Below are 17,865 nucleotides of genomic sequence, written 5' to 3'. Positions count from 1 at the left end.
AAAATTAGCTCACTTTTATTACTCCTTTCCGGTATAAATCTAGAGCAGTATTTAATAAGCTTGTAACTGTTTCAATTGGAATGTCTTTGTTAGGGTTTACCCGAAGTATCTTCATTCGGTTGCGAATGCCAGTTTCTAACTTAGGATGATTGATGTTTTGTCCCTCTACAAATAGTATATAGGGTTCATTCGTTTTTTTATCTACCCATAAGTAGCAAAACATTTTATTTTTATAACAAAAACAAGGCATGCCGTATTTTTTAGTAGTAGTAATGTTTTCGTCTTGTTGTAAAATGATGTTTCTTAATGTAATTAAACAACCCTTGTTTGGTTCTTCTTTATCAAGGTAAAAATGGTCTTGTTCGTTCATTAGGAATTGTTAACGTTTAGTATATGAAGCGTAGCCTGCCGATAGGCGGCTATGATTTCATATACAGTGTTAGCACCTTTTTTTATTTTTAAAACTGTGGACTTGGAATATCCATTACCCACATCATAATCATTCCTGCTATTCCTCCCAAAAGCATTAATGGAAAAAATAGCTTAACCTGTTTTGCAGTCAAATTCGTATTTCCACTAAAAATCGATTTTTGAAATAGTCCAGGATGTGTTTCAATAAACTCAGCACCATTTTTAAAATAAATCCATCTCACACTTAGCACCCAAAGCACGATTATTGAAAAGTGAAATATTAATACCATTGTATTCATAGCTTTTGGATTAAAGTATTCAAAAGTGTTTTGTGTTATTCCACTCAGATTTCCAATCATCATAATAACCCAAGGAATATTTCCGAAAATCATCCATCCCTTGAAATATTTGTCATAGCCTTCTTTTAATTCAGGGTTTTGAAGGATATATTTCTTTGAGCGATATTTTAGAATTAGTCCGTTTGCAATAGTTACTGCAATGAACATTATCCAAGTATGTTTAAATATTATTTCCATTTCTTTTAATTGGTGCTAACATCCGAATATGTACACCAGTGTACATATTCGCACTATAGATTTACTCAAAAGAAGCTTCAGAATCTTTTTTAGGAGCAAAACTGTAAAAACGAATACCTACTAACAACTCGTGCGTACCATTGCTATAGTTCCTTAGATTGGTGGTTGTAAAATCATAAGCATAGGCAACAGTAAAACTATCGTTTATTAAGTATCCTAACGAAGCTGTTATTGCATCTTTATCACGGTAAGTACCCGCTAACCACAATTTGTTTTTGTATAATACTTTTAATGTTCCTTCAAACTGAATAGGTGCTGGTTTTACATATTTTACAAAAACAGAAGGTTGCAAGGTGAAATCCTCATTTAATTGTAAGTTATAACCTGCTGTTGCAAAAAAGTGACTTGGTAAAGTTCCAGTTGGGTTTCTACCATCTTCAAAAAAGTTAATCTTATTGTTTAATAGTTGTGGTGCAGAAAAACCGAAGTAATATTTTTCGTGGTATAAATACAAACCAAAACCAGCATCTGGTATTAAGGTAGATTGCACGCCATTCGTAATGATGTCGTCATCTTCCTCACGTAAGGTAATTTTAGAGCCATCAATCATAAATTGTAAAATACCTGCAGATAAACCTAACGATAAGTTTAATTTTTGATTTATTTTTAAGTGGTAGGCATAAGCTAAATTAAAGCCAGTTCTTCTAGTAGGTCCAACATTGTCGGTAAATAAATAACCTCCCAACCCCATTTTTTGATTTTTGGTTGGCCCATGAGCACTTAGTGTATAAGTTCTAGGGGCATCTGTAATTCCTTCCCATTGGTATCGGTGTGCCGATTTACCTTCAAAATAAGGGCGAGTACCAGCGATAGCCGGATTTATTAAAAAATCATTTAAATAATATTGACTAAAGTGAGGAAGTTGTTGAGAAAACAACAATCCTCCACTTAGTAATAAAAATGATATTAAAAGTATTTTTCTCATGTTCAAATTATCTTAATACTGTTAATGGACCAGTAAATGCTTCAGTTTTACCATCTTTTAAATCTATAATGTAGTAGTAAGTTCCAATAGGTAAATTTTCTCCATTATAAGTTCCATCCCAATCGTTTTGGTAATCATCAGAGTGGAATAACAATTCACCCCATCGATTATAAATTTCTACAACTGCATCTTGATATTGGTCGATGTAATCAATTACCCAAGTATCATTTTTACCATCTCCGTTTGGTGTGATACCATCAGGGAATTGAATAGTTGGAATAACTGTTACCGTTACACTATCTGTTGCAATACAACCATTAATGCTAGTGCCTGTTACATAATAAGTAGTGGTAACTAGAGGTGTTGCTGTTGGATTAGAAATTGTAGAATCGCTTAATCCAGCAGAAGGAGACCAAGTATAAGTAACTCCTCCAGTTGCATTTAATACAGTACTAGTTTCTTCAATAATTGTGACATTAAGACCCGCATCAATTATTGGTAAAGCTTCTATAGTTACTGTAATTGTGTCAAAATCATTACAAGCACCGCTTGCTTCAAATACGTATTGGAATGCTCCTGTAGTAGTTGGGTTAACTATTACAGTGTCAGAAGTTCCAATAGAAATCATTCCTGGAATAGCAAACCATTCAACAGAATTTACATTTCCTGTAGTAATTCCATTTAAGTTGAAAGGAGCTCCAATACAAGCATTAAAATCTACTTCTGTTTGTGCATCAATTGTGTCTGTAGCAGCTGTAGTTATCACGTCTATCATTGTACAGCCGTTTTGATCAGTCACTGTTACAGTGTTCAATCCTAAACATAAATCTGTTGGATTACTTGTAGTTTGCCCACCTGGTGACCAAGAATATAAGTAAGGACCAATTCCTCCCGAAGGATTAACATTTGCACTTCCATCACAATTAGCACTACAAGTTACATCTACTGAAGTAGAGCTAATAGTTATTGCTGTAGGTTCTGAAATTGTAACACTATCAATTGCATTACATCCATTTGCATCTGCAACAGATACAAAATAAGTACCTGCACATAAATTAGTAATAGAATCTATTGCCATACTGCCAGGAGTCCAAACTGCTGTTTGATATGGAGTAGTTCCTCCAATAGGATTTACTACTGCCCACCCATCACATAATCCGTTACATGAAATGTCATCAGCAGTAATGTTAGCAGTAAAAGTTTGAGGTTCTGCTAAAGTATCTATTGAGACACCAATACAACCTAAATCATCAGTTACTTCTAAAGTGTAAATACCAGTACATAGCCCAGTTGCCGTTGGAGTTGTTTGTCCTGTTGGATTCCATAAATAGTTATAAGGAGCTGTTCCTCCAGTTGGAGTAGATGTTAATTCACCATCGCAAACATTATTACAACTAATTGGTGTTGCTGTTACATTTGTTTGAGGTGCATTACTATTGCTTAAAGCAATTGGAGCAATAGTCGAACATCCAGTTGCATTATCTGTTATTGTTACTGTGTAAGCACCGGCACATAAGTTAATAATTGGATTTGTACTTTGACCATTAGACCAAACAAACGAATAAGGTCCAATTCCTCCACTTGGAGCTAAACTGATACTTCCATTACATTGATTACATGAAGGAAGAACTAAACTTTCGTTAGCCACGATAGGATTAGGTTCAGTTAAAGTTACTGTTGCTGAATTGGTACAACCGTTAGCATCAGTTATCGTTACAACGTAAGTTCCTGCACATAAGTTAGAAATGGTTTGAGTTGTTTCTCCATTATCCCAAGTATATTGATAAGGTAAAGAACCTCCAGTTACTGAAGCCGTAATTTGTCCATCGCAAACTCCGTTACAACCAATAGGTGTATTTGTAATAATAGAAACACTTATTGAGTCTGGTCCAGTAATGTTTGTACTAATAGAATCAGAACAAATTAAATTATCCGTAACAGTTACAAGATAAGTCCCAACACATAATCCAGTTGCTGTTGGGTTTGATTGACTTGTAGGCGTCCATTGATAAACAAATGGAGAAGTTCCAGAACCTACAACTACAGTCGCTTCACCATCACAGTTTTCATAGCAACTCTCAGGTGTTACATTGGTAATAGATAAATTCAATCCATTAGTTCCAATTGTAACAGTATCAATTGAGATACAACCTTGAGCATCTTCAATAGTTACATTGTAGCTTCCTGTACATAACCCAATTGCTGTTGAATCTGTTTGTACTGGAGATGTATTCCAAGTATAAGAATATGGAGCTAAACCTCCACTTGCACTAACAGTTGCAGAACCATTACATGCAGATGTACAAGTTTCATCTATACTAGTTATTGTTGTGTTTGGCCCGGTAATATTATTTACTATTACATTAAAATTATAAACACAACCAGTACCTTGGTCTGTAATTTCTAAAGTAATGATTGAAGCACATAACCCAACAGCTGTTTGTGTTGTTTGTCCATCTCCCCATAAATAGGTATAAGGGCCAACGCCTCCAACTGGATTTGCTGTTGCATCGCCATCACATAAACCACAAGTAGGTCCATTAATAGTTGTACTATCATTTATAGTTGAAGGATCAGTTAAAATGATTGTATCAGAAGTTGTACAATTGTTTGCATCTATGACTACTACATTGTAAGTTCCAGCACATAATCCTGTAGCTGTTTGTGAAGTTTGGCCATCACTCCATACAAAATTGTAAGGAGCTACACCACCAACTGGATTAGTTGTAATTGTTCCATCGCAATTTCCAGAACAATTAACAGGAGTCTGAACTGAAGAAGTCGACAGTGTAGTTGGATTAGGAACCGTAACAGTATCTGTTACTGTACAGCCGTTATTATCTGAAACGGTAACTGTATATAAACTAGAGCATAAACCTGCAGCTAATGAGTTTTGTTGAGTTAAAGCATCATCCCAAGTATAAAGGTATGGAGGATTGCCCCCTGATGCCGTAGCTAATGCTGTCCCATCACAATCTCCATTACAAGTTGCACTTGTTGCGCTAATTGTTATATCTATTAAGGTTGGAGAAGTAATAGTAACACTATCTATTATTGAACAGTTATTGTCATCAGTAATGGTTACGGTATAAGTTCCAACTGCTAAGCCTGTAGCTGTTTGTGAATTTTGAACAGGTATAGTATTCCATGTATATTGATAATTTCCAATTCCACCCGTTGGATTTGCTGTTGCAGTTCCGTCTGAATTTCCAATACAGTTTATAGGTGTAGAAGTAATGTTTGCTAAAATTTCTTCTGGCTCAAATACTCTAGAAGAATCTACAGAGATACAACCATTAGCATCTTGAACGACAACATTATATAAACCTCCACATAAGCTGTTAGCGGTATCATTTGATTGTAATAATATATCATCCCATTGATAGATGTATGGGGCAGTACCTGAATTTATAGTTGTCCAAGTATTTCCATCACATGTTCCAAAACATGAAACACTATCTGCCTCGGTAGTAATATCAGGACCATTTGGGTTGCTTATCAACACGTTTACAGTTTCTGAACAACCTACATTATCTGTTATTTCTACGCTATATGCTCCTGGACATAAGTTTGTTGCATTAGGAGTGTTTTGTCCAGATGGCAACCATAAAATATCATAAGGAGCTCCTGATCCTCCAGCTGGAGAAACTGTGGCATCACCATCACAAATTCCACAAGTAGCATCATTACTTGTAATTGTAGCTGTAATCGCTGTTCCTTGACCAACAGTTAAAGAACGAGTACCCAAACAACCATTAATATCAGTAACAATGACATCATAATTACCAGCACACAACCCAACAATATTAGGGGTACTTGCTCCATTCGACCAAGTATAGTTGAAAGGAGCGGTTCCGCCCGTTACACTAACTAATGCTTCACCATCGCACCCTCCATTACAGTTTGCGTCAATAACTGATGGAGTTATATTTAATAAACTAGATTCAGAGATATTAATATTTTCAGTAATAGAACAACCTAGATCATCAGTTATTGTTACGGAATAATTACCAGCACATAATCCTCCAACACCATTAGTAGTATGGCCAGTACTCCAATTGTATTGGTATGGAGGAACTCCACCTGAAGGAACTACTAATGCTGAACCATTACAAGAACCATTACAAGTAGCATCTATAGTTGTGATAGTTGATGTAATTAAAGTGTTGTCACTAATTGTTATAGGTTGAGTTGTAATACATCCTAAACCGTCTGTAACTTCAACAGTGTAATTACCAGCACATAAACCAGTTATTGAAGATGTTGTTTGGTTACCTGGAGTCCATAAGATATCATAATTAGGAGTTCCAGAATTTATAGAAACATTAGCATCTCCATCACAAACACCATTACATGAAGCATTATTTTGAGTAGTATTTATAGTTGGTCCATTTACATTGCTAATTGCAATAGGGAATGATTGTGTACAGTTGTTGGCATCAGTAATATCAACTGTGTAAGTGCCTGCGCTTAAACCACCTACATTAGGTGTTGTAGGTCCATTACTCCATACATAAGTATAACCTGAAGTTCCTCCTGATGGAGTAAGGATTGCACTTCCATCATTTGCACCACAAGTCGCATCAGTTATAACTTCATTTGGGCTTATTAAAGAAGGTTCGTCTATAAATACTGAAGCATTCGCAGAACATCCATTATTATCAGTAACAATTACATTGTAATTTCCGGAACATAATCCGGTAGCTGTTGGAGTAGTTTGTGATAAACCATCATCCCATAAGTAGTTATAAGGTGCAGTTCCATCAGAAACAATTGCTGTTGCTGTTCCATCGCAGGAAGCATTACATAAAGCATCTGTAAATGATGTTGCTAATACTATAGTGTTTGGACTTGTAATATCAAAGTTTATTGTTTTACTACAACCATTATGGTCTGTAATAATTACGCTAGCTGGTCCAGCACATAATCCAGAAGCTGAAGAACTTGTAGAACCATTAGACCATAAATAATCATAAGGAGCAGTTCCTCCACTTGGAGTGACACTTGCAGTTCCATCACAAGATGAATTACAGCTAGTATTAGTAGTTAATAAGTTTGCTGTTATACTGTCAGCTTCTCCTATAACTACAAAGGTGTTTAATACACAATTTAAAGCGTCAGTTATAGTTAAACTATAAGTTCCAGCGCACTGACCAGTTATTGTAGAATCAACTTCGCCTCCAGACCATAAGTATCCATAAGTTGGAGTACCTCCAATAGGTATAACATTTGCATTCCCATCACAAGAGCCAAAACAAGAAGCATCATTAACTGTGGCAGTAACTCCAGTTGGTCCAGTTGGATTGCTTATTGCGAAAGTGAAAACTTCAGAACATCCATTAAAATCTGTAATTGTATCTGTGTAAAAACCTACCCCTAAGTTGCTTATTGTAGGAGATGATTGCCCACTTGACCATGAGTGAGTATAAGGAGGAGTACCCCCTGAAGGATTAGTACTAATAACTCCATCATTAAAACCACAATTTGCGTCAGTTACAGTTTCATTTGTGCTAATAATTGCTGGTTCTTGAATGTTTATAGAACCTGTAAAGAAACAGCCCAAAGAATCAGTAACTGTAACGGTATGAATGCCAGGAGTTAAATTAGTTGCAGTTGGAGTGTTTTGATTGCTTGTAACCCAAAGATAAGTATATGGAGGAGTTCCTCCATTTGGAGTGACTGTACCTGTCCCATTATCGCTGCCATTACATGTTATATTAGTGCTGTCAAGAGTTACAGCTAACATAGCAGGAGAAGTTACATCATAACTGTCAGTAACAGTACAGCCATTATCATCAGTTATTTCAACAGTATAAGTTCCTACGCATAGTAGCCCAATAGAAGGAGTTGAAGCTCCATTAAATGTCCAGTTGTAATCGTATGGGGAAGTACCGCCAGATGGAGTTGCGATAGCTGTTCCATCACAATTTCCATTACATGCTATTGTTGTTCCTGTTAGGTTTGCAAGTAGTTGATTTGGTTGATCAACAACAACATTTTGATTGATAATACAGTTGTTACTGTCTGTAATTGTAACAGTATAGGTGTTAGGTGAAAGTCCAAATATAGTATCAGTGTTTTGACCTCCTGGAGACCAAAAATAGGTGTAAGGAGTTGTTCCTCCGCCTACCAGAACAGAAGCAGTACCATTGCTACCCCCAAAACAACTAACGTCTGTACTTAAAGGGGTCGCAGTTAAAGCAGAAGGTTCTGTAATAGTAAAATCAAAAACTCTTGAACAATTTGTTGAATCAGTAATAGTTACGGAATAATTTCCCGCACATAAACCTGTTAGGTCTGGATTTGTAGAACTGTCATGTGCCCATAGGTATGATAAAGTTCCTGTCCCACCAGTTGCATTTAAAGTAATAGTTCCATTACAATTTCCATTACAAGTTACATGTGAAATAGAGGGATTAGTACTAATTGAATCTGGTTCATTTACTCTTAAAGTATCGGTTTGAGAACAATTATTAAAGTCTGTAACTGTAACGGTATAAGTTCCAGGGCAGACATTGTTTGTGTCGGCAACCGACCAAACAATAGTATATGGAGGTACACCACCAGTTGGTGCCGAAGCCAAAGTACCATCACAATCTCCATTACAAGAAACGTTTGTGGCTATTCCATTAGGAACTAATACTGACGGGTCAATAGGCATGTTAACAGTTTCTGTTGATGCACAACCATTTAAATCTGTAACTGTAACTTCATAATTTCCGGGGCAAAGACCTGTTGCAGTTTGATTGTTTTGTGCAGGCACTGTATTCCAGCTAAACTGATATGGGGTTGCTCCTCCAGAAGGGTTAGCAGTAGCTTCTCCGTCACATAAGCCGTTACAACTTATTCCAATTGAATTAGTAGTAATGTTAATTATAATTAAATTGTCAATTACAACGTTGTCATTAGCTGTACATCCTGCAGCATCAGTAATAGTTACATCATATGATCCAGAACATAAATTACCAGATGATTGTGTTGTGTCAGAATTGCTCCATAGGTATGAGTATGGTGATGTCCCTCCATTTGGAGTAGCTAAAGCTGTACCATCACAGATAGCACCACAACTTGCATTAATACTAGTTGCGTTTACTGTTAAAAGTGGAGGGTTATCAACAATAACAGTATCTAAATCTATACAATTATTGAAGTCTGTAACTGTAACAATGAATTGACCATTACATAAGTTGGATAAGGATTGAGAGTTAGCTCCGCCTGGAGACCATGAAAAATTATAAGGAGCAGTACCTCCAATTGGCAACGAAATAGCCGTTCCATCACACACACCATTACAACTCATGTCAGTTGATTGTGCGTTTGCGTCTATTGGAAGAGGTTCAGTAATGATAATAGAATCTAAAACAGTACATAAGGAATCATCAGTAATTGTAATGTAGTAAGTGCCAGCACATAAATTGGTAAGGGAAGGAGTGTTTGTAAATGGAGCTCCAGGCCCAGTCCATGTATAATTATATGGAGCAGTACCACCAATTGGAGCTGTATTTGCAGTTCCAGAGCAAACGCTATTACAAAGTAAATCTGTTCCTGATGTAGTTGTTGTTAGTAAAGTTGGTTCATTAATATCAAAGTTGACAGTTTCAATACATCCGTTATTATCTCTAACATCAACAATTTGTGGGCCTGCACACAATCCAGAAATTGATGTTACAGCAGTAAAAGGTCCTCCATTCCAAGATACAGTGTATGGAGAATTACCACCACTAGGAGAAACACTTGCAGAACCATTACAAACTCCATTACAAGATAGATCAACAGTTGTTAAATTTACAGTAATAGGGTTTGGTTCAATAACAACTGTATTATTATTAATAGTACAATTATTACTGTCGGTAACGGTTACGGTATAAGTTCCGTCACATAAATTTGAAATAGCATTAGTACCTTGCCCAGTAGTAACTTGACCAGCTGGAACTGATGACCATACATAAGTATAAGGTGTTACTCCTCCAGCGACTCCAACATCTGCTGTACCATCACATACGCCATTACAACTCATGTCAGTACTATTCATAGTTAGAACCATTGGTATAGGTTCAACAATTACAATACTATCTGTGCTTACACATAAGTTTGAATCAGTAACTGTTATGAAATATGTACCAGGACATAAACTATTAACCCCTTGTGTATTTTGAGGAGGGACTGTTGTCCAATTATAAGTATAAGGCGTTGTTCCTCCTGTTGGTGCAGCAGTTCCTGTTCCATTACAAAATCCAGGGCAGGAAATGTCAGTTGAACTTGGGTTTACAACAAGTAAATCAGGTTCTGTAATTGTAACGGTATCAGAAACAGTACAATTTTTAAAATCAGTGATGTCAACTATGTATTGACCAGGGCATAAGCCAGAAATTGAATCAGTTCCTTGTCCAGTATTTACTTGACCAGCAGGAATTGATGACCAAACATAACTGTAAGGAGTATTACCTCCAGAAGTATTAGTTACAGCAAATCCATCGCAAGCACTAAAACAATTAACATCACTAAAATTTGTAGAAGTAATTAAAGGAGTAGGTTCAATTATAGTAAAAGTAAAAACAGTATCACAACCATTTGCATCTACAATTGAATCGGTATATGTCCCAAAGCATAACGAACCAATTGTTGATGAGGCACCAACATCAATAGTTCCATTACTCCAATGGTGAGTATAAGGTCCAACACCACCTCCTGTAACTGTAGATGTAATAGATCCATCACAAAGACCGCCACAAGATACTGGTTGGAAGCTAGAGTTGAATGTTAAAGGAAGAGGTTCAATAATTTCAATACTATCTGTTGCAGAACAGTTCTGAGGATCAGTAACGGTAACAGAAACAAATCCAGCACAAAGGTTACTTGCAGTTGGAGTAACTTGAGCGCTAGGGTCATCCCAAAGATAAGAATAAGGAGTTCCATTACCTCCAGCGACATTAGTTGCCAGTGCTTGTCCAGAACAATCTCCAAAGCAATTTATTCCTATACTATCTAAATTAAAAGTTACCCTTGGAGGTTCAGTGATGTTAAAAGTACTATCAATTTGACATCCATTAGCATCTATAACAGTCAGATCGTAAGCACCATTACATTTGTTTAAAATAGATGAGTTTGTATCGGCTGGGGTAATTCCAGGGCCAGACCAAGCAATATCATAAGGTTGAACACCAAAGCTAATACTAGTTCCAATACCTCCATCACAATCTCCAAAACATGTTGGGTCTATTGTGCCTATAACATTTAGAGTTAGTTCAATAGGATTTGAAATTAAAATTTGAGCAGCACATTGGCTTCCAAAAGGTGGATTTTGACCTTGATCGGTTACTTCAACCCCAACGTTACCTTGACAAGCGTTTTGTAAGGTGTCAGGGTCATTAAGTGTTCCGTATCCTACCCAGTTCACTACGAATGGGCCAACACCTCCAGTAATAGTAACATAAGCAATACCATCACAAACACCATCACATGAAACACCAAAGGAATTGTAGTCGGATAGAACAGTAGCCGTAACAGCTAACCCCATGTCGCCACAAGTTTTCATTACAGTGCTTTCTCCAAATGTAAATAAGTTTTTGTTTAAACTTGAAGTATTAATGTTCGCTTTAGAAGCATGTCTATTAATGAATATGTTTGAATTAGTTGAAACTAAATCAAAAGTGGTAGAATTTTTTAAATCGAACTTGTTTACTGCATGAAAATTAGACTTGATTAATTCTAATTTTTGGGTTTTATTCTTATTAATTTCAAATGAGCCTGTAAGTATAGTAACATTGTTGGCTAGAAGGGTTCCTTCTTCAAAAACTAAGGAATTAGTTTCCTGTAAAAATAAATTACTTTTTAAGTGCCAAGTTCCGGCTCCATTAAATTCAATATCACCATAAAACTGAGAATCTCCAGCATTTATATCGGCAATTTGAGTAGGGTTAACGAAAATAATTCTCCCTAAAAAGTTGTTGTTGAATTTTTCATTTACGATAAAATCTTTTCCTATTTTAAGGCTAGCAGAATTGTTAGCAGAAATAGTTAAGTTTTTCTTAGTTGAAGAAGTGAAGCTATTACAATAAACGTTACCATTAATTGTTAATTCTCCATTTTTTTTAAATGAGTTTTCATCTAAAATTACATTGTCTGATTGAGTAGGTATACCTATCCCTCCATTTCCTCCACTAGATGCTGACCAATGTGATGCATCGTTCCAATTTCCACTATTCCCAACCCAATAAAAATCGTTCGCAAAACCTAAGTTAACTAATAAAATTGCGATTATAAAAAGAAAGTATTTTTTTAAACTCATTAATGTGCAAGTTAATTTTAAACAATGTTGCGTTTACGGCAATAATACCAAATAAGTTACTGTTTTAAATGACAATATTTAGCCTAACTACTTATAGTTGACGAATATATGTGATTATTAGTTGCAATAAACGCAACTAAGGTAATAAAAATGAAGTAACTAATGTTAAAAACTCTGCGGGTTTTTCCGCATGAACCCAGTGTCCAGAATTATTAATTGTTTTAATTGAGGAATTTGGAAATATTTCTTGAATATTTTTGAAGTCAGAATTAACTATATAATTTGACAATTCTCCTCGAATAAAGAGAGTTGGTTTCTCAAAAGCGGATGTGTTTTGTAAACCTTCGCCAATAGTTTCAATATTATTATTAATTACAGGTAAATTGAATCGCCAAGCTAATTTTGATTTTTCTATCCAGTACAAATTTTTCAATAAAAATTGACGGGTAGAAGGCTCTTCAATGCTTGCTGCTAAAATAGTATCAGCTTCTCCTCTTGATTTTATTTCATCAAAATTTAAACTTAATAATCCATCAATAATACCACGATGATGAACAGGATATGATTTTGGAGCGATGTCAGCTACAATTAGTTTTGAAAGTTTTGTAGGGTAATTCATTGCAAACTGCATGGCTGTTTTTCCTCCCATAGAGTGACCTAAAATTATTGGATCAACTATTTGGTGAGTATTTATAAATTCATATAAATCATCAGCCATAGCGTCATAATTAAATTCATTGCTATGAGGAGATTGACCATGATTTCGCTGGTCTACTATAAAAACTTCAAAATCTTCACTTAATATTTTGGCAAGAGTCATCCAATTGTCAAGAGAACCAAATAAACCATGTAAAATAATTAAGGATTCACCAGAACCTATTCGCTTATAATTCAATTCCATTTTACTATTATTCTTAAGTCTTTTTCAAAATAAAAAATCAAAGTTCTAATTTTTAATGAATATGGTTATTTTTGAAGTAAATAAAAACACTACAAATGGACGATTTAAAAGTTATAGCAGAAAATAAAACGGAGTTTAATGTTGCTTTTGATAAAACTACCAATTCGGGAGTTGTTGATGGTGAAAAGTTTAGCTGGGATGTAGCTCAAATAAATGAGACAACTTTTCATGTAATAAAAGATAATAAGTCATATAATATTGAAGTGTTGAAATTTAAACCTGAAACCAAAGAGGTTTTTTTAAAGGTAAATGGCATTAAATATAAATATCAAATTAAAGACAAATTTGATGAATTGCTGCATAGTTTAGGTATGGATAATCTAGCTTCTGCAAAAGTTTCTGATTTAAAAGCACCAATGCCAGGGTTAGTTTTGGAAATTGATGTTGAGGTAGGCCAGTCTGTTGCTAAAGGAGATACGTTGTTGATTTTAGAAGCTATGAAAATGGAAAATGTGATAAAATCCCCAACTGATGGAGTGATAAAAAGCATAGTGGCAAAAAAGGGAGAGGCAGTTGAGAAAAACCAAGTATTGTTAAATTTTGAATAAAATGAAGTTTTCAGTTTTTAGTCTTTGTTTTTTAGTTTTTGGTTTATTTCTCTCTTGTGGAAATGATACAAAAACTAGCGAGAAAGAACCTAAAACAAATGATACTTTAGTGAAAGTTGATGCTCCAAAAATTAACCAAGAAGATGCTGTAATTATAGAGCCTATTGCTGATGAAGAAATAGTTGTTTTAGAAAAAAATGGAATAAAATTAACTGAACTTAAAACCGAGGCGGCAAGCGAAATTTCATTAAAGTTAAATGCCAAACAATTTAAAGAAGGTGTTAATGAACTTGATTATTCGGTTGATGGAATATCTGATTATAATATTGCAACTATCGAAAATAATTTTACTTTAAATTATTTTGATAAAGCTCAAATTAAAAAGGAGTTTTTGTATGGAAATAATGTGTTTTTAAGCTTTTTAACTTATCCCAATAAAATTAGTGTTAAAACCAATAAGGCTAATGTGTTGAAGAATGTGGTAATTGGCGATATGGAAAGTTTGTTTAACATGAAGCAGCCACATTTGTTTTTTCATTTGCCACAAGAAAATACTGAGAATCCTATTTTAGATTTTTATTTGGTAAATACATCAATTTCTGCAACAGGAAATAAAGTAAAAGTGACCATTAATGAAGTTAATTTTATAATTGAGAAATGGGCAGCTTATCAAATCGAGGGTTTGTCTAAGTTTGATAATACTATTCGTATTCAGTTAATAGACAACAATGGAAATTTAGTTGATGGGCCTTTTAATGATTCTGGGGAGAGGGTTTTTAATTTGACTAATAAGTCAATTTAGTTTTTTCGATGAAAAAATTATTTGTTTATCTTAATTTTTGGATTAGTAGACTTCCAAATCAATTTCCATTTTACTTGAAGTCAATGGTCTGGATGTTAATAATTTATATGATAGTTGGAGTTGTACTTTTAACAATCAACTTATTTAATTATTATGTCTAGCTGAGACATTTCTAAACCACCTCCAACAAAGTTCTAAACGAAACAAATTTACCTTCAAATCTACTCATGTGGTCTTTTTGTAATTCAGGTGCGTGTTTTGCTTGGTATTCTTCTAGGTCTTCCATTTTTGCGCAAGTATATTGAATAGCATAAGTATGCCCTGTTTCATCTTCTTGCGTGCTGAGTACTTTACAAATTTTATGATCTAAGAAAAAACCAGTTTGCATTACTTCAGGAATATGAGTGGTTTTCATGTAATTAAACCAGTCATCATGTACATCATTTTCAATATTTACTGTTACGTTATAGATAATCATAGTTGTATAATTTTATTTCAAAATTAATCAATCAAAAAAGAATACTCATCGAGAGTGTTTATAAACAATTCAGGTCATTTATCAACAAAGTATGAAATTGCAGCTTTTCAAATTGGTTAAGGGTTTAAAAAGCAGTAAAATTGCATCTTCAAAAATTCAAAAAATAATTTAAATAAATAATCTCATAAACCATTAAGAATGAGTCAAAAGAAGATTAAAAACGCATTAATTTCAGTTTTTCATAAAGATAACTTAGCGCCAATTATTCAAGAATTAAATAAGCAAGGTGTTAAATTATTTTCTACCGGAGGGACACAAAAATTTATTGAAGATTTAAATATTGAAGTTACCCCAGTTGAAAGTTTAACTTCTTACCCTTCAATTTTGGGAGGTAGAGTAAAAACTTTGCATCCAAAGGTTTTTGGAGGTATTTTAAGTAGAAGAGAGTTGGATTCAGATATTGCTCAACTTGAAGAATATGAAATCCCAGAAATTGATTTAGTAATTGTTGATTTGTATCCTTTTGAGGATACAGTAGCTTCTGGAGCAACAGAACAAGATATTATTGAAAAAATTGATATAGGTGGAATTTCTTTGATTAGAGCTGCGGCTAAAAATTTTAAAGATGTTGTAATTGTTTCTTCAAGAGAACAATATGCAGATGTACTTTCTGTTTTGCAAAAGAATAATGGTGTAACAGAATTAGCAGATAGAAAACATTTAGCAAAATTGGCTTTTAATGTTTCGTCTCATTATGATACGGCAATTTTTAATTGGTTCAATAACGAAGAAGAAAAATATTTCAAACAAAGCATTACGAAATCACAAGTTCTTCGATATGGAGAAAACCCTCACCAAGAAGGTGTTTTTTATGGAGATTTAGATGAAATGTTCGACAAGTTACATGGAAAAGAACTTTCTTACAATAACTTATTAGATGTAGATGCTGCTGTAAATCTGATTTCAGAATTCTCTAAAGATAATGCAACATTTGCTATTTTAAAACACAATAATGCTTGTGGTTTAGCAACAAGAGAAAATTTGTTGGATGCTTATAAAGATGCACTAGCTGGAGATCCAGTTTCTGCTTTTGGAGGAATATTAATTAGCAATCAGAAAATTGATAAAGCAACTGCTGAAGAAATTCACCAATTGTTTTGTGAAGTGGTAATTGCTCCTGGATATGATGCTGATGCTTTAGAAATTTTAAAAGGAAAAAAGAATAGAGTGATTCTTGTTCAAAAACCAATTGAATTGGCTAAAAAACAATTCAGAACAATTTTAAATGGTGTCTTAGAACAAGATAAAGATTTAAAAACTGCTGGAGGAAATGATTTTACTATAGTTACTAAAAAAACAGCGACAGCTCAAGAAATAAAAGATTTAGAGTTTGCTAATAAATTAGTGAAGCATACGAAATCAAACACAATAGTTTTTGCTAAAAATCAAACCTTAATTTCTAGTGGAACTGGTCAAACTTCAAGAGTTGATGCTCTTAAACAAGCTGTTGTAAAAGCAAATGCATTTGGCTTTGATTTAAAAGGAGCTGTAATGGCTTCTGATGCATTTTTCCCGTTTCCAGATTGTGTAGCATTAGCAAAAGAAGCTGGAATTACTGCTGTTGTTCAGCCTGGAGGGTCTATTAAGGATCAAGAATCAATTGATTATTGTGATGCAAATGATATGGCAATGGTAACAACAGGAATTAGACATTTTAGACATTAAACGTAATCAACAAAATGCTGTTTATCTTTTCTTTAGTTAAAAGGTAGATGTACATTTTTTAATCATAAATTTATTACCTTAATAAACGAAACTATATAATATTCACGAATGGGATTATTCAGCTTTTTAACACAAGAAATTGCCATTGACCTTGGTACTGCAAATACACTTATCATACATAATGATAAAGTGGTTGTTGATGAACCTTCAATTGTTGCAAAAGATAGGATGTCAGGCAAAATTATTGCTGTTGGAAAAAAAGCAATGCAAATGCATGGTAAAACTCATGAGGATATTAAAACAATTAGACCGTTAAAAGATGGAGTAATTGCAGATTTTGATGCTGCAGAGCATATGATTAGAGGGATGATTAAAATGATTAACCCTAAAAAGCAGTTGTTTACACCATCATTAAAAATGGTAATTTGTATTCCTTCAGGAATTACTGAAGTTGAAAAACGTGCAGTAAAAGATTCTGCAGAACATGCAGGAGGAAAAGAAGTTTATTTAATTCATGAGCCTATGGCTGCAGCAATTGGTATTGGTATTGATGTGTTAGAGCCAATGGGAAATATGATTATTGATATAGGAGGTGGTACTTCAGAAATTGCAGTAATTGCATTAGGAGGTATTGTTTGTGATAAATCAATTCGTGTTGCAGGAGATGATTTTACCAATGATATTGTTGACTACATGAGAAGACAGCATAATTTATTGATTGGAGAACGTTCGGCAGAGCAAATTAAAATAGAATGTGGTTCAGCCTTAACTGAATTAGAAAACCCACCTGAAGATTATGCAGTTCAAGGTAGAGATTTAATGACAGGAACACCTAAAGAAATTACTGTTTCATATAGTGAAATAGCTCATGCTTTAGATAAATCTATTGCAAAAATAGAAGAGGCTGTTTTAAGTGCTCTTGAAATGACTCCTCCTGAATTATCAGCAGATATTTATAAAACGGGTCTTTATTTAGCAGGAGGTGGTTCAATGTTAAGAGGTCTGGATAAACGTATTTCTTTAAAAACAAAATTACCTGTACATATTGCAGAAGACCCATTGAGAGCTGTAGCTCGTGGAACAGGAATTGCTTTAAAGAATGTAAGCAAATTACCTTTCTTGATTAAGTAA

10 protein-coding genes are annotated in these 17,865 nt (G+C 34.3%); 4 read left to right on the top strand and 6 right to left on the bottom strand.

Annotation, left to right across the window (positions count from 1 at the left end; all coding sequences use genetic code 11):
• Window positions 1-4: 4 nt before the first annotated feature.
• From FRY74_RS10850 to FRY74_RS10830, 5 genes are all read right to left on the bottom strand, one after another.
• Window positions 5-370 (bottom strand): DUF1801 domain-containing protein, encoded by a 366-nt coding sequence (locus FRY74_RS10850; protein WP_147101469.1) that lies wholly within the window; start codon window positions 368-370, stop codon window positions 5-7.
• A gap of 88 nt (window positions 371-458) precedes the next feature.
• Window positions 459-947 (bottom strand): hypothetical protein, encoded by a 489-nt coding sequence (locus tag FRY74_RS10845; protein WP_147101467.1) that lies wholly within the window; start codon window positions 945-947, stop codon window positions 459-461.
• A gap of 61 nt (window positions 948-1,008) precedes the next feature.
• Complete coding sequence (locus tag FRY74_RS10840; RefSeq protein ID WP_147101464.1) at window positions 1,009-1,932, bottom strand: PorP/SprF family type IX secretion system membrane protein; 924 nt, start codon at window positions 1,930-1,932, stop codon at window positions 1,009-1,011.
• A gap of 7 nt (window positions 1,933-1,939) precedes the next feature.
• Window positions 1,940-12,220, bottom strand: a complete 10,281-nt coding sequence (locus FRY74_RS10835) for a T9SS type B sorting domain-containing protein (protein ID WP_147101461.1) — start codon at window positions 12,218-12,220, stop codon at window positions 1,940-1,942.
• Window positions 12,221-12,356: 136 nt separating this feature from the next.
• On the bottom strand, window positions 12,357-13,121 hold the full coding sequence (locus FRY74_RS10830) for an alpha/beta fold hydrolase (protein WP_147101459.1): 765 nt from the start codon (window positions 13,119-13,121) through the stop codon (window positions 12,357-12,359).
• Window positions 13,122-13,216: 95 nt separating this feature from the next.
• On the opposite strand from FRY74_RS10830, the gene FRY74_RS10825 reads away from it, so the two are divergent.
• Both FRY74_RS10825 and FRY74_RS10820 read left to right on the top strand, forming a co-directional pair.
• Window positions 13,217-13,729 (top strand): biotin/lipoyl-containing protein, encoded by a 513-nt coding sequence (locus tag FRY74_RS10825; protein WP_147101456.1) that lies wholly within the window; start codon window positions 13,217-13,219, stop codon window positions 13,727-13,729.
• A gap of 1 nt (window position 13,730) precedes the next feature.
• Window positions 13,731-14,531 (top strand): hypothetical protein, encoded by an 801-nt coding sequence (locus FRY74_RS10820; RefSeq protein WP_147101454.1) that lies wholly within the window; start codon window positions 13,731-13,733, stop codon window positions 14,529-14,531.
• Window positions 14,532-14,703: 172 nt separating this feature from the next.
• Here FRY74_RS10820 and FRY74_RS10815 read toward each other — a convergent pair whose 3' ends face one another.
• Complete coding sequence (locus FRY74_RS10815; RefSeq protein ID WP_147101451.1) at window positions 14,704-15,009, bottom strand: DUF4286 family protein; 306 nt, start codon at window positions 15,007-15,009, stop codon at window positions 14,704-14,706.
• Window positions 15,010-15,207: 198 nt separating this feature from the next.
• On the opposite strand from FRY74_RS10815, the gene purH reads away from it, so the two are divergent.
• Both purH and FRY74_RS10805 read left to right on the top strand, forming a co-directional pair.
• Window positions 15,208-16,734 (top strand): bifunctional phosphoribosylaminoimidazolecarboxamide formyltransferase/IMP cyclohydrolase, encoded by a 1,527-nt coding sequence (gene purH / locus FRY74_RS10810; RefSeq protein ID WP_147101448.1) that lies wholly within the window; start codon window positions 15,208-15,210, stop codon window positions 16,732-16,734.
• 108 nt (window positions 16,735-16,842) lie between these two features.
• The gene (locus tag FRY74_RS10805) at window positions 16,843-17,865 is read left to right on the top strand and encodes a rod shape-determining protein (RefSeq protein WP_147101445.1); all 1,023 of its coding nucleotides are present in this window, start codon (window positions 16,843-16,845) and stop codon (window positions 17,863-17,865) included.

Origin of the sequence: Vicingus serpentipes (assembly GCF_007993035.1) — a bacterium.
Classification (GTDB): Bacteria; Bacteroidota; Bacteroidia; order Flavobacteriales_E; family Vicingaceae; genus Vicingus; species Vicingus serpentipes.
Note: the sequence above shows the minus strand (reverse complement) of the source record. Positions and strands in the feature narration are given on the sequence as shown.